Below are 14,372 nucleotides of genomic sequence, written 5' to 3'. Positions count from 1 at the left end.
CATACCAATTATGAAAAATTTATTGATTACTACCGTATTTTTATTAAGTTTCTGTGTAACTGCCATCGCACAATGTGTTCGTTCGGGGTCTTTTGAAGGAGGTCCCAGGGAAAACATTTATCCGATTTCGGGAACCGGAAAAATTGAGTTTAGCGTAGGAGAAACAGCACAGGTGATTTTTGATTCTGATTTTAGGACGGTCCAGGGTATAACATTGCTTACCTTTTTATCTACTGATGGAAAGTACGATCAGGGAGTTGACCTTGAAGTTAGTAATAATCAACCCTTAGAAAGTGATAATGGAAATCCGAATATGGGAAATGCAATTACCGGAATGAAGTCCTTTAATATTCCTGATGGTGTTTCTATAAATGATTATCAATATATTATTTTACAATGTGTAAGCGCAAATGTTACCTGGGGTACGGTAGCATTAGGAAATCCTGCCGGTTCCGAATGTAATACGATCTTAGCTACACCCAAAAATGAATTAGAAAATATTAGCGTATATCCTAATCCGGCAAGTGCGGTTTTAAATATTCAAAATCCCTTATTTTCAACCTCAGAAATACGTATTTTTGATACTTTAGGAAATGTAGTCCTTCAACAAGAAGCGCAATCCGAAGCGGTACAAATCGATACGAATAGCTTATCCGGAGGTTTGTATCTGGTTCAGGTGCAATCCGGTGTAAAAAGTACTACCCTTCCTGTAGTTATTAAATAAAATATTGGTTAGGATTACATGATTAAATACATTGAGGAAACTGCAGATTACTTAAAACAAAAGGGATTTGATTCCCCCCAGATCGGAATCATTTTAGGAACGGGTTTAGGTCAATTTATTGATGAAATTGATATTAAAGCAGAGGTAAGCTATAATCACATTCCTAATTTTCCTACGGCTACCGTTGAATTTCATAAAGGAAAGCTGATTTACGGAGAAATTGAAGGTGTAAAAGTAGTTGTGATGCAAGGTCGCTTTCATTTATATGAGGGCTATACTACCCAAGATGTAACCTATCCGGTACGGGTGATGAAAGCATTAGGTATTCAAAGTTTATTAGTTTCTAATGCAGCTGGAGCTGTGAACCTCAATTTTAATAAAGGGGAACTGATGTTAATTGAAGATCATATCAATTTACAAGGAGGCTCTCCGCTAGCTTTTAAAGGAGTGGAACAACTGGGTTCCCGGTTCACGGATATGAGTGACCCGTATGATAAAAAACTTCGGGAAGAAATTATAAGTATTGCAGATTCGCATCAGGTAACGCTGCACCGTGGGGTCTACGCCTCTGTCGTTGGTCCGCAATTAGAAACCAAAGCTGAATACCGATATTTAAAAATCATTGGTGCAGATGCAGTAGGTATGAGTACGGTTCCCGAAGTAATTGTGGCCAATCACCTGGATCTTCCGGTAGTGGCTATATCCGTACTTACGGACGAATGTGATCCGGACAACCTGAAACCTATTGATATTAACGAAATCATGGCCATGGCAGCAAAGGCGGAGCCGGATATGATTTTATTATTCAAACAAGTGATTAAAAGTTTTTCTTTAAGCTAAAAATAAAGTTATGAGTTATCTTGATACCACACATGATGTGTATAAAGAAGCAGCATTGACCCCCGATGTAGGATTGTGTTGTACTACCAATCCAATCTGGGAACTCCCTGGATTGAGTATTCCTAAGATTATGCAGGAAATGAATTATGGGTGCGGGAGTACGGTAAACGCAAGAGACCTGACTAATTCCCCAAGAATATTGTATGTAGGCGTTGGGGGCGGAATGGAATTATTACAATTTTCGTATTTCTCCCGTCAAAAAGCAGGGGTGATCGGAGTAGATGTAGTTCAGGAAATGCTGGATGCTTCCCGTAAAAATTTTAAAGAAGCCGAAGCACAAAATGACTGGTTTCAAAGTGACTTTGTAGATTTAAAATACGGAGATGCTCTGAACCTTCCGGTAGAAGATAATAGTGTAGATGTAGCAGCTCAAAATTGCTTGTTTAATATTTTTAAAGCGGAAGAATTAAAGAAAGCAATCGAAGAAATGTATCGGGTGTTAAAACCTCACGGACGTTTGGTCATGAGTGACCCAACTTGCGAGCAACCAATGAATGATGCGTTGCGAAATGACGAACGTTTACGGGCTTTATGCTTAAGTGGTAGTTTGCCGATTAACGAATATGTAAAAGCCCTGACCGACGTAGGCTTTGGCACTATCGAAATCCGGGCACGTAAACCTTATCGAATTTTAGACCCGCAGCACTACGATACGGATGAATTAATTTATATTGAATCTATTGAAGTGGCAGCAATCAAAGACCCAATGCCGGAAGATGGTCCTTGTGTTTTTACCGGTAAAGCCGCTATCTATTATGGCGCTGATGATTATTTTGATGATCAAAAAGGTCATGTGTTGTTAAAAAACCAACCTTTGGCAGTTTGCGATAAAACGGCAAAAGCATTACAAAATTTAGATCGAAACGATATTTATATCAGCGAATCTACCTTTCACTACGACGGAGGCGGATGTTGTTAACCTTTAGACCGTGCTTCTTGTAAAGTTGAATATACTAACAAGCAAGCTGCACTGGTTTTATTTTTCTGGAACTAAAAAATGGTTATCTAAAAGTTTAAGCTTTAGCTTATAATATTGTTGGTGTACCAAAATTGACCCAACTATTTTATTTACAGCTATCTATCCTATCCTAAATCCTTTCTAAAGAAAAGGATTTTTAGCTACCTTCCCTTCGGGAAGGGCTGGAGATGGAGTTAATTTTTGTGAATTAGAATTATCTATTCTAAGCTAGATCCAATAAGAGTGTACGACAAATTTCCATAAATAGAGATTTTTATAATTTTTCAATTTCCAAAATTTCTTGATTTTATTGAGTTTTTGTTCCTGAAAAAATCAAGTTATCAGTAAAACTGAAAATTTGTCGTACACCCAAGACCCCAAAGGTTTTGGAAACCTTTGGGGTCTTAATAGTTACTTGTAACTCATTTGTTACTGCCTTATTCAATGCGGGTAGTACGAATAACCTGTTAGAAGGTACGCTACGATTCGGGATTTCCTTTAATTTTGGGGAGTATTACGATAGATAATAGATAATATATGAGGCTGTCTAAAAAGTAACCTCACGTTGTCAAACTGAGCCTGTCGAAGTCTTCAACTTATTGATTTTCAAAATATCTTCGACAAGCTCAGACTGACATTTTAAAGTTTAATATACTTTTTAGACAGCCTCATTGTTAAAAGATGATCATTATAAAAAGTTAAAAGGCTCCCGGGTGTGAGACAAATTTCCATAAATAGAGATTTTTATAATTTTTCAATTTCCAAAATTTCTAGATTTTACTGAGCTTTTATTTCTGAAAAAATCAAGTTATCAGCAAAACCGGAAATTTGTTGTATACCTTCCAATAACAATTCTATAATATTGATTTTCAGTGTCATACTAATTAGTCTTGGTTCCTGATTCTAGAAGCGATAGCGGTTTTGAATCTTACCCAGACATTACTATTTCTTTTTAAAAATTTATCGAAATCTAAAAATACTGACCAATCCCTAAAACTAATCCGCGGGTCGCGTTCTTAGTGACTCCATAGCCATAATCGATCCTAAAAATAGCATTAAAAACACGTTTGTGCATAAAACGAAGGCCTATACCAGGATAAACCCTAAAGTTTTGATCATCTCCGAAATCACTTAAATCTCCTCCCGGATTACGCCAGCTTCCTGCATCTACAAAAATATTGGATTGTAAAACAAACCATTTTTTCTCAAATATGGTACGTCGGTATTCCGTATTTATGACGATCACTCCGGTACCCCGGTCAATAGTATTTCCAACCCCCCTGATGTTTAGGTTATTATCAACGGCAAAAGGAGCAAATGGGCTATCGGCATTTGTAGCAAGTCCTGCCCGGATTCGAGAAGCCCAATTACCTTTTAAACCCAAACGTTTGTAGAAAAGAAAATCGTTCCACCCGATAAGAAAATCCGGTAAGGTAGCATTACTACTCCCTACGTATTGAAAATTTAAAATACTTTTAAATCCGGAAACATAGAAGTATTCAAAATCCAAATTACTGTATTCATATACCAATTTCAGAAGGTGCTTATCTACTTTTAGTTCTTGAGGAACATTAGGATCTACTGCTCCCGATTGATAGGTGTAATTCTCTTGAAAAATACTACCTCCGATTTCAATACGGTGTAAAAAATTCAATTGATACAGTGCCAATGCCTCCAGGGAGACATTATTATATTTATAATCCGCATCACCTGTATCTAAAAATACGGGTTCTAGAGTGGACAAATCCTGATAGATAAGAGATAAACCCAGATTGTGACGAAAAAGGCTAGGGGCTTGTACTCCTATATTAAATGAATTAAAAATATCACGTTGAAAAAACCCGCCAAACTGGATATTTCTTCTAAATAAATTAAATTCTTTTACCCCTGCCCGGAAAGCAAATTCGTCGTTATTAGTAGTATATACGTTGGCACTGGGGATTAAGGTAAAATTTTCAATCAGGTTATAAACTACTTCTGTGTTTTGACCTGTGGCTAAAACTTCATACTCAGCCGAAGCTACGGATGCCAGACGTTCCAGGATTCTGATATCATGTGCCAGTTGTACGGAATCTAGTACCTTTCCTTCTTTGGTTTCTATAATTTTTTTTAAGAAAACAGGATCGTTCTTTTTAGCATTTTTAAAGGTTATTTTTGAAACCGTAGGTTGTTGCCCAAAAACAAATATGGTCTTCAATCCGATACTAAGCAGGATAAGTAGAAATTTATTTACAGACACTTTGTTTATATTGAGTTGAAACTATTTTTTCTGCGGGTTTATTCTGAACGGTAAACCGATTATCCTGTAACCCTCCGGCCTCCGTATAATTGTGAAACCATTTCCATAAAAACCCACCGGAGAACCAGGGCTCGTTCCAGAAAGTCTGATATAAAGCCTTTAACGCATTCTCTTGTAAAACATGGTTATACGGATCTGAGTTTCTATCTGTTTTCCAGGGTTCTCTAGTTCCATAACTTACAGATCGATACCCGTATTCGGTAAACAATATCGGCTTTTTTAAAGTATTATGTAGTGCTTTTATCTGATTTTTATGCGGAAGCCAATGCTGGTTTAATTCGGTTACCGATGGAGTTTCTTTTTCGGATAACGGAAAGTAAGCATCAATCCCTATATAATCGATCTGATCCCAAAAGGGAACATGTTGGTATTGATCCCAGTTCTCTGCATACGTCAAGTCTCCGGTATATACTGATTTTATCTTTCGGATAAGATGCGTCCAAAACTGTGGTCTTTTTTTAACAAACGTATGTAATTCCGTACCGATACAAAATAACGGAACTTTATATTTTTCGGCGGCTTTTGCGTACAATAGAATAAAGTTTTGATAAGTTTTTTCAAGAATACGCCAGCCTTCTTCTGTTTTCATTTCTATATGCCCGGTAAATTCACCGTGCCAGACCCAGAGTTGTGGCTTTATCATTACTTTAATTCCTTTCTCCTGTAATAATTCTATTGTACGCTCCGTACCTTCTAAACGTTCCCCCCACCATTGTCGGTCCAGATTAAACCGTACCTCAGGAGCCTGTAGATCTTTTATAAATCCAAAAGGCATGACTGCTGCCCAATTGGCCCCTATATGCTTTACCGGAAGTATATGCTCTTTAAAAATCTCCTGGGGGGAAGCTACAAAGCTGACACCGTTTATTTTGTCACAAGATTTGTTTTGCGAGGCACAGGCAACTACACAAAAATACAGATATACGTAGAGTACTTTTTTCAACCTATCTTTTAAAGCTGAAAATACGCATTTTATTTCATTATATTAAAACAGGGCTCTTAAGCCTAAGCTAAAAGTCTGTCCGATACCTGTGCTATTCCCTCTTACAAAGGTTCCGTAAGATGCTTCCAGGTTTAATACTTCTGTTATCTGGTATTTTCCACCGATACCTAGCTGTGTATAATTCTGTGAAAAATCATTTCCTAAATCAATTAAGAAAGCTTGTTGCACATTCACAAACAATGTAGATTCAGCTGAAGGGAAATAACTTAAAAATGCACTTAAGGGTAAGAAAAGGCTATTGTTTGCAAAACGTTCTCCTGAATTTTCGTCTTCACTGGCATCAACACTCTTTTCTCCAAAGTTATACCCAAAATCTGCCTGGGTAAAAAGTTGCCATTTATTACCCCCGAAGGTTTTATCGTAGAAAAATCGGGTTTCCCAGAAATAACTGCGTTTATCAAAGAAAACAGGGCTAGGCTTGTCTTCAAAAACAGGAATGTAGAAAGAACTGGTAAATGAAAAGTTACTGATATTTTTAAAAGGTTGTACCCTAATAGAAGGAGCAATCGTAGATAAGCCACTTCGGGTAGTTACATTATCGTTCTTAAAACTTAAAGCATCTAAGGCACTTCCGCCAAGGACGTTAGAGCGTACCTGAAAAATAACCCCTACATTGATTCTTCGGTTTTCACTTACACCGGTATAAACTTCATTGGTATTAGTAAAAAAGGTTTGTCTATCTGCATCAGTTATATTTCCACTATCATCAGCAACCCTGGTTTGGGTATATAACCCGTTAAAAAATTTAATATCCCATTGCCCTTTTCGTAATAACTTAGAGGGGGTAAATTCCTGGATGTTCGTAGTTCCTGTTTCTTCTTCCTGGGCTACCAGTGGCATTGATAAAATTGCACATAGGAGTAGCGTTGAAAATCTTTTTATTGTTTTCATATTCTTTTAATTTAAATAAAGTTGGTGTTTTTTTATTTGGTATCGTTTAACGTCCAGTCGTAGGAGTAGTAGGATACTCTGTTACCTGCAGGTATTTTTTCTTCTCGGTATTTATTGATAAAATCGATTTCATTTCCGTTTTTAGTAAAATCGCCTTTATACCATTCGAAGATTTGAGAAATTTGTGCTTTTTTTCCATTCACTTTGATAAAAGAAGGATTATTTAAAGCAATTTCTGTTTGTCTTTGTAATTGTGCTTCTAATTTTTCAGGAGTATAAGCTTCTGAGATGATTGGAGGACATCCTAACCCACCACAGACAAGCGCAAAGTGAAATCTGGGTTCGTTCGGATATTTTTTACGTAATACTTTATTTTCCAAAGCGTTTAAGGTCATATCTTTTCCGGCAACGGTGTATGTTTTCTTTTCAAAAAAGCCTTTAATATCCAGAGGTGATTTTACCGGATATTTTTGCAACACTCCTTTAATTACATATAGATTATAAGCATTAATATGGAAAGCTTTAAAAGTGGCATCATCTGCGTTACTTAAATCAGTAGTGGCAGCTATTTTTAGGATAGCATCTAATTCTTCCGGATTGTTTTTGATGGCACTATAATCTACTTTACCATTTTTAACGTATTTAGCAAAAAAAGCATCTGATTGTTTAAAAAAGGAAGTGGTTTGTCCAAGGCTTAGCTGTAAACCAAAGATTACCAGGAAATAAGTGATTAGAGTTTTCATAAGATATATTTAATTAAAAAGGTTGTTTTACTAGTTTTATTCTTCAGCTAAGTCGTTCAGTAGTTTTCTTACTTACACATTTTTAGCATAAAAATTTTATGGTAATGCGTTACTATAGGTACGCGCAAAGTCGGCTTACTCATTTTTTCTTACAAATCTTTGGGATTTTAGAATCAATCTAAATTATAGGAGCGTGTTAAGTTATTATCTTTAATAGCGACATAGAGTTAACAAACCGAGCATTTGGATTAAATTATAGATCATGCAACATACCATTATTATTGGAAACGGAATATCGGGGGTAACCGCTGCCCGGCACATCCGTAAACTTTCTGACCAGCAAATCACCATTATTTCGGACGAGACAGATTTCTTTTTTTCTCGTACGGCTTTAATGTATGTGTATATGGGGCATATGAAATTTGAGCATACCCAACCTTATGAAAATTGGTTCTGGGAAAAAAACAGGATTGACCTAAAGAAAGGAAGAGTTACCGGAGTTGATGCTACCTCACGGGAAGTAATTTTAAAATCCGGAGATCGTTTGTCTTATACCAGTTTGATCATTGCAGTGGGTTCAAAACCCAATAAATTCGGATGGCCGGGACAGGATCTGGAAGGTACTTTAGGAATGTACCACAAACAAGACCTGGAAAAATTAGAAAAATACGCTCCTACTAATAAAGTTTGTAAAAGAGCAGTCATTGTAGGGGGTGGGCTTATCGGGATTGAGTTGGCAGAAATGTTACGTACCCGAGATATCGAAGTAACTTTTCTGGTTCGGGAGGACAGTTTCTGGAACGGGGTATTGCCTGCCGGCGAAAGCGAAATGATTAACGAGCATATACGAAGCCACCATATTGATTTACGACTGGGAGTGAATTTAAAGCAGATTATTGACGACGGATCGGGTAGGGTAAAAGCTATCGAGATTGCAGAAACCGGGGAGATTATTGATTGCGAAGTAGTGGGATTAACTGCCGGAGTTTCACCAAACATTGATTTCTTAAAAGGATCTGAACTTGAGTTAGGAAGAGGGGTAAAAGTAAACCGGTTTCTGGAAACTAATTTACCTAATGTATACGCGATCGGAGATTGTGCGGAGCAACACGAAGGTATTGGGTTAAGAAGACCTATTGAAGCGGTATGGTATACCGGTAGGATGATGGGAGAAACCGTAGCACAGACTATTTGTGGTAACCGTATTGAATATAAGCCTGGACATTGGTTTAATAGCGCTAAATTTTTAGACATCGAATATCAAACTTACGGGTGGGTATTTGCAAAACCTCAAGCGTACGAGTCGCAATTTCACTGGATGCATCCGGACCGGACTAAGTGTATTACCGTATCCTATAATCATGATACTAATGAATTTTTAGGAATTAATACCTTCGGTATCCGGATGCGTCATGAGGTCTTTGACCGCTGGCTTACCGAAAACATGGATGTAGATTATGTCATCAAGCATTTAAAAGAGGCAAATTTTGACCCTGAATTTTATAAGACGTACGAATCTGATATTATTAAAACTTTTTCTCAACAAGAAACCTTACTTACTTAAAATATACTTTTATTATGAGCGACTTTAAACGTAGTATGTCTTTAACCGGAGAACCTCCCAAGGCATTAACAGTACAACAAAAAATAGCGGTCCTTATCGGAATGTTCGGATTGGGTATTTTATTACTTTCTTTAACCTCCATAAACTTTCCTAATAAAGCACTCTGGTTAATTACTTCGCTAGTGTCTATTACCGTTGGAATCATTTGGTTTTCATCTGCTGCATATTTAGATAAAAGCGAAGGGATTAAAAATGATGGGGTTTGGTTTAAATCCATCTCGAGTCGTGGTCTTTTAGGTTGGTTAGCAGGAATTGCCATGACTGGATTTTACGTAGTACTTTACTTTTATCCGCAGTTTTTAGGATTGCAGGGTGAAGGAAAGGATAACGTAGGAGTCATCGGGTTGTTTGATCCGTTAAGTAAAGCATTAAGCGGGAATCCAGCCAGTCAATGGTTTGTCTATGGAACTTTGTATACAGTAGCTATCTTAGCTTTTGGAATTAAATTTATCTGGAAATACCGCCATAACCGATATGAAAAAATCAGGACTATGTCCGTTATGTTTTTTCAAACTGCCTTTGCTTTTCTAATTCCGGAGTTTATGGCCCGGTTAAATAGTGATAGCTTTTCCTTACCTTATTATGACTTAAAAAATATCTGGCCACTTAATTATAGTAATTTTGAACAATACCGGGTCGATAGTTTTATTAGTGCAGGAACCGTTGGAACCGCATTGTTAATCTTTGGGGTGATATCTATTTTTGTAATTACCCCTATTTTAACTTATAAATACGGAAAGCGCTGGTACTGTAGTTGGGTTTGCGGTTGTGGCGGTTTAGCCGAAACTGCCGGAGACGCTTTTAGACAATTGAGTGATAAACGAAAATCTGCCTGGAATATCGAACGTTGGGTAATCCATAGTGTAGTAGTCTTTGTAGTATTAATGACGACCGCCGTGGTTTATACTTATCTGGGCTACGATCCTAATAAATACTGGTTAACCCGAAATGTATTTCTAATTGGAGTAGCGGTCATATTGACCTTGGTTTTTGCAGGGGTCATGATCTTTAAAAGAAAACAATTAGCCAAAGATGCTAAGTACGGAGCGATTGGATATTTTGTCATTATTTTAGCTTTAATCGGATTTCATTATTTTAGTAATACGGAAAGTGTTTTTCTATTAAAAGCAGAAAAGTTACGTTCTAGTTATGGATTTTTAATTGGCGCAGTGTTCTCCGGAGTGGTAGGAACTGGTTTTTATCCAATTTTAGGTAATCGGGTTTGGTGCCGGTTCGGATGTCCGATGGCTGCAATCTTAGGCTTTCAACAACGTTTATTTTCCAGGTTTAGAATTACCACTAATGGCGGACAATGTATCTCCTGTGGAAACTGCTCTACCTATTGCGAGATGGGGATTGATGTACGGTCTTATGCTCAAAAAGGGGAAAATATTGTACGATCCAGCTGTGTAGGTTGCGGAATTTGTTCTGCCGTATGTCCAAGAGGAGTTTTAAAACTAGAAAATGATACCCCTGCAGGTAGAATCAATTCTAAAGATGTATTGCTAGGTAACGATGTAGACTTAATGGAATTTGTAAATAGAAAAGTATAATTTTTACCTAAGGGTATTTTAGGAAAAAGCGTCAATTCGAGTATTTTTCGTAATGGAATGAAGAAAAATGTATCGAGAATAGCTTTTTTAACTAAAATCCTTATCATCTTGAGCCTGGTTGAAAGACTCAATAGTTCTGCTGAACTAGCTTAAGCACATTTCTCCCTTTAGATGAAGCACTCGACCTGACGGATTTTATATAATTATTATACTAATGTAATAGAAGTTAAGTTTTGTAAAATAAGGCGTATAGTATTACCTATTACTAGTATTATGCCAAAATTATAGAAGTTATTATAACTGCTTTTAAAATGCTAAATTATAGTATTTTAAAAGCAGTTTTTCTTTAGAATAAATGCTTTTCCATACAAACGCTATTTACTCTAAAATTTAAAGCTTTGAGTTTTATTTTTAACAGAGTTTCAATTCATAACAAGTTTTCATACAATAGCTTATTCTTGCCAAATAGGTATAAGTATACTATTCCTAAAATAGCTCTACTTCCCTTTATCTTAATTTTAGTAAAACAGCTTTTTAAATTCTGTTAAATACTGATTTAAAAACGCTTACAGTTAATTTGGTTTATATTCGAAGTAATCATTCCCTGCTATTTAAAATAAATTTGGACTGAGTTTAATTTTTAAAAAATACAAAAATGAGTTTGATACGAAGAACAAATGGATTATACCCTTCTTTTATGGAAGATTTTTTTGAAGACAATTGGCCGGTTAGAGGTAAGATGTACAACCAGAGCAGTAAGATACCTGCGGTAAATATCAAAGAAGTAGAAGATAACTTTGAAATTGAATTAGCAGCTCCCGGAATGAGCGAGGACAATTTTGATATTAATATTGATAACAATACGCTAACCATCTCCGTAGAAAAATCCGAATCCGATACGGAACAAAATGAAAACGGAAGGTATACCAGACAGGAATTTAATTACAGTTCTTTTCAAAGATCTTTTTCTTTACCGGAAACTGTAGATGAAGATGCCATAGATGCTTCTTATAATAATGGAGTATTATGCATAAGTATTCCGAAGAAAGAAGAAGCTAAGCAAAAAGCACCACGTCAAATTAAAGTAAGATCGAATACTTCTAAAGCAATGGAAGCCCGTACCGAAAAGGAAAATAATTTTGCTGAAAGTCAAAAAGAACAGGAACTAGAGAGTATACAGTAGGAAATAGGTAGAAAATAGTGCTTTTTAAATGTCTCAAGTTTAAATTAGGCCCACTAAGGTGGGCTTTTATAGTTTAAGAATTTAGGCACTACCTCAAAAACCAAAAATTGAACGCCCATTAGGTCTTTTAGGAATACGTATGATTAGACCAAAATCATATTGAAAATAATTAGACCCAATTTCTGATTCAACTAAATCAAATTTAGCCATAGCCTGTGCAAAAAATCGTATATCCCGGGTTATAAATAAGGTCAATCCGATACCAAAGTTTACGTTTTCTGAAAATTCTCCGTCATATGAACTTCTTCCTGCTCCTAATAACAAATACCCTTCATACGGAGATCGATATTTATCTACAAATCTATTGGTCACATAATATTTAAAGAATAAATCTAAGGCAAAGAAATCAATTTCCTCTTCTAATGTCATAGCATTTACCAGTTTTCCTTCTTTAAACGTATTAAAATTAGCAGCAATTTGCAATCCGTAATTTTCCCAAAATCTTTTTTCTACAGAAAATAGAAACGGATTAGTAAAATGGTAATTTTGCTTAAATTCAAAGGGTTGCCCAAGTTTAGTTCCGGAATCTTCAACCGCTGATAAACCAAAACTGATTATCCAGGGATTATTTGCATTTTCTATAACTTGACTATAAGAAGTGTGAAAATAAAAGATAAATAGCAGAATGATTGTAAGTTTCCCTTTCATAATAGTGTGTTAATAAATGTGAAACATTTAGTTGTTTGTGTAAAATAATACCAAAAGTAAAATTTTATATGTAACTATTAGTTCTATAATAAGTTTTAGTTTACTCTTTTACTATAATGAAAGTATCAATTTGCCTTAAAATCAAATTCTAATTTTTTGTAGGAAATTAAATTTTTAAGATTAATTAAATAAAGAGGATTTTAATTGAATTAAATGTAAAATTTTACACTTATTTTTAAAGTCTTCCTATAATTAACTAAAATTTATTACTAATTCGTTTTATAGGTTAACAAACTGGAATTAAAATACTGATAGTCACGTATTTTATCGAATATGTAAACACTTAATCGATAAGGTTAACTTTTGATGTTTTAAATAAATTTTTTTTTAAAATTATTGTATACATTTGATTAAGAAATGGGGAAAAGTTGAAGTTTTTCCGAGGAAATTTACACAAATATTCTAATTTTTATGATGCTATTATTACACCTTGATTTGTTTAAAAAGAGTAAAGTACAGTTCATAAATATTAATATTTAAAAGTTAAATTGAGTAACGCTCAAATAACTACAAACTAAAATTGATACTAATTATGAACTTAACTAACTTTTTAGTAGAATATCCGTTTTTATTGATTTTATGTGTAAGTATAGTAGCTTACCTATTAATAAATCAAATACTACCCGCAATTATATATTTGTCAGAAAGTAAAAAGTTAATGGATGTCCCTTGCGAGCGAAGCGGACATGTTAATATTACTCCGACATTAGGGGGGATAGGTGTTTTTATAGTCTTTAGCCTTTCTTTAATATTATTTGCTATTATAGCTCAACCGGATCAGACTCGGATGACAACTATCTTAGCACTGTTAGGTGGAATCATTGTGTTACTATTTTTGGGAATTAAAGATGATTTGCTAGTCCTTTCTCCTGGTAAAAAGGTGTTAGGACAACTTTTAGCGGCAGCGGTTATTGTTTTTTTTACGGATATAAGAATTTATAATTTTGAAAGCTTATTAGGTTTAGGTGAATTATCCTATATGTTTTCAACTTCTTTCACCATTTTTATATTCATTTTTATAATAAATGCTTTTAATCTTACAGATGGTATAGATGGATTAGCTGGTTCTATAGCAACATTAGCAAGTCTTGTGTTTGGAATTTATTTTTTAGTAAATCAAAACTATTTAATGACTGCGGTATCTTTTGTTTTAATTGCTGCACTTCTTGGATTTTTACGTTTTAATTTATCAAAAACACAAAAGATCTTTATGGGCGATTCCGGGTCTATGTTTATTGGGTTTATTTTAGCATTTCAAGGAGTTGCTCTTATTAAAATGAGCAATCTTGGAGAAGTGGTTTATTCCGTTAACAATGTACCGGTATTAGTGCTTTCCGTGTTAGCCTTTCCAATTCTAGATACCACCCGGGTATTCTTTATTCGCTTAAGAAATAGAAAAAGCCCGTTTAGTGCGGACCGTAATCATATTCATCACCGCCTTTTAGATTTAGGTTTAAGCCATAAAACAGCAACCTTTGCTATTAGTAATGTAAATTTATTTATCATTATTTCAACACTGTTTATAGATTCGTTAGAGTTTAATATTAATGTCCAGTTTCTGATTTTGCTTATAGTAGCACCGGTGTTTTACTTATTCCCCTTTATGATTAAATTGAAGAAAGGTAGGGTAAAACTAATTCTTCCTAAGATAATGTCACATAGCTAATATTACATTATTTATTATAAGTAAGGATTTACGTGTGATTTATTGTAATTTGAACCCGAT

General features: G+C 35.1%; 12 protein-coding genes. 7 read left to right on the top strand and 5 right to left on the bottom strand.

The genetic code is table 11. The annotated features are described in order from the left end of the window. The first annotated feature begins 10 nt into the window (after positions 1 to 10). Genes NBT05_RS03150 through arsM form a run of 3 tightly spaced genes read left to right on the top strand, consistent with a single transcriptional unit; the run spans position 11 to position 2,543 of the window. The gene (locus NBT05_RS03150; RefSeq protein WP_265771986.1) at positions 11 to 724 is read left to right on the top strand and encodes a T9SS type A sorting domain-containing protein; all 714 of its coding nucleotides are present in this window, start codon (positions 11 to 13) and stop codon (positions 722 to 724) included. 18 nt (positions 725 to 742) lie between these two features. Then, a complete protein-coding gene (locus NBT05_RS03145; protein WP_265771985.1) occupies positions 743 to 1,564 on the top strand; it encodes a purine-nucleoside phosphorylase in 822 nt (273 codons plus the stop codon). A 10-nt stretch (positions 1,565 to 1,574) separates the two neighbouring features. Continuing rightward, positions 1,575 to 2,543, top strand: a complete 969-nt coding sequence (gene arsM, locus NBT05_RS03140) for an arsenosugar biosynthesis arsenite methyltransferase ArsM (RefSeq protein ID WP_265771984.1) — start codon at positions 1,575 to 1,577, stop codon at positions 2,541 to 2,543. A 1,009-nt stretch (positions 2,544 to 3,552) separates the two neighbouring features. On the opposite strand, the gene NBT05_RS03135 is transcribed toward arsM, so the two are convergent. The 4 genes from NBT05_RS03135 to NBT05_RS03120 are packed head-to-tail and all read right to left on the bottom strand — an operon-like array spanning position 3,553 to position 7,518. Further along, a complete protein-coding gene (locus NBT05_RS03135) occupies positions 3,553 to 4,821 on the bottom strand; it encodes an outer membrane protein assembly factor (RefSeq protein WP_265771983.1) in 1,269 nt (422 codons plus the stop codon). Beyond that, entirely contained in the window at positions 4,808 to 5,824 is a 1,017-nt protein-coding gene (locus tag NBT05_RS03130) for a glycoside hydrolase family 113 (RefSeq protein WP_265771982.1), read from the bottom strand. Before NBT05_RS03130 ends, NBT05_RS03135 begins: the two co-directional genes overlap by 14 nt. Before the next feature lie 42 nt (positions 5,825 to 5,866). Further along, positions 5,867 to 6,775: a hypothetical protein gene (locus tag NBT05_RS03125; RefSeq protein WP_265771981.1), complete on the bottom strand. Its 909-nt coding sequence runs from the start codon at positions 6,773 to 6,775 to the stop codon at positions 5,867 to 5,869. Positions 6,776 to 6,807: 32 nt separating this feature from the next. Continuing rightward, positions 6,808 to 7,518, bottom strand: a complete 711-nt coding sequence (locus NBT05_RS03120; protein ID WP_265771980.1) for a DUF547 domain-containing protein — start codon at positions 7,516 to 7,518, stop codon at positions 6,808 to 6,810. A gap of 262 nt (positions 7,519 to 7,780) precedes the next feature. Between NBT05_RS03120 and NBT05_RS03115 the strand changes: the two genes are divergently transcribed. The 3 genes from NBT05_RS03115 (at position 7,781) to NBT05_RS03105 (ending at position 11,878) form a co-directional block, all read left to right on the top strand. Beyond that, positions 7,781 to 9,082: an NAD(P)/FAD-dependent oxidoreductase gene (locus tag NBT05_RS03115; protein ID WP_265771979.1), complete on the top strand. Its 1,302-nt coding sequence runs from the start codon at positions 7,781 to 7,783 to the stop codon at positions 9,080 to 9,082. Between the two features lie 14 nt (positions 9,083 to 9,096). Next, positions 9,097 to 10,695, top strand: coding sequence for a 4Fe-4S binding protein (locus NBT05_RS03110; protein WP_265771978.1), 1,599 nt, complete (start codon positions 9,097 to 9,099; stop codon positions 10,693 to 10,695). A 655-nt stretch (positions 10,696 to 11,350) separates the two neighbouring features. Continuing rightward, complete coding sequence (locus tag NBT05_RS03105; protein ID WP_265771977.1) at positions 11,351 to 11,878, top strand: Hsp20/alpha crystallin family protein; 528 nt, start codon at positions 11,351 to 11,353, stop codon at positions 11,876 to 11,878. Positions 11,879 to 11,971: 93 nt separating this feature from the next. On the opposite strand, the gene NBT05_RS03100 is transcribed toward NBT05_RS03105, so the two are convergent. Further along, a complete protein-coding gene (locus NBT05_RS03100) occupies positions 11,972 to 12,586 on the bottom strand; it encodes a hypothetical protein (RefSeq protein WP_265771975.1) in 615 nt (204 codons plus the stop codon). 697 nt (positions 12,587 to 13,283) lie between these two features. Here NBT05_RS03100 and NBT05_RS03095 point away from each other — a divergent pair. Continuing rightward, the gene (locus NBT05_RS03095) at positions 13,284 to 14,312 is read left to right on the top strand and encodes an MraY family glycosyltransferase (protein WP_265771974.1); all 1,029 of its coding nucleotides are present in this window, start codon (positions 13,284 to 13,286) and stop codon (positions 14,310 to 14,312) included. The last annotated feature ends 60 nt before the right edge of the window (positions 14,313 to 14,372 follow it).

The sequence above is a fragment of the Aquimarina sp. ERC-38 genome, assembly GCF_026222555.1.
Classification (GTDB): Bacteria; Bacteroidota; Bacteroidia; order Flavobacteriales; family Flavobacteriaceae; genus Aquimarina.
Note: the sequence above shows the minus strand (reverse complement) of the source record. Positions and strands in the feature narration are given on the sequence as shown.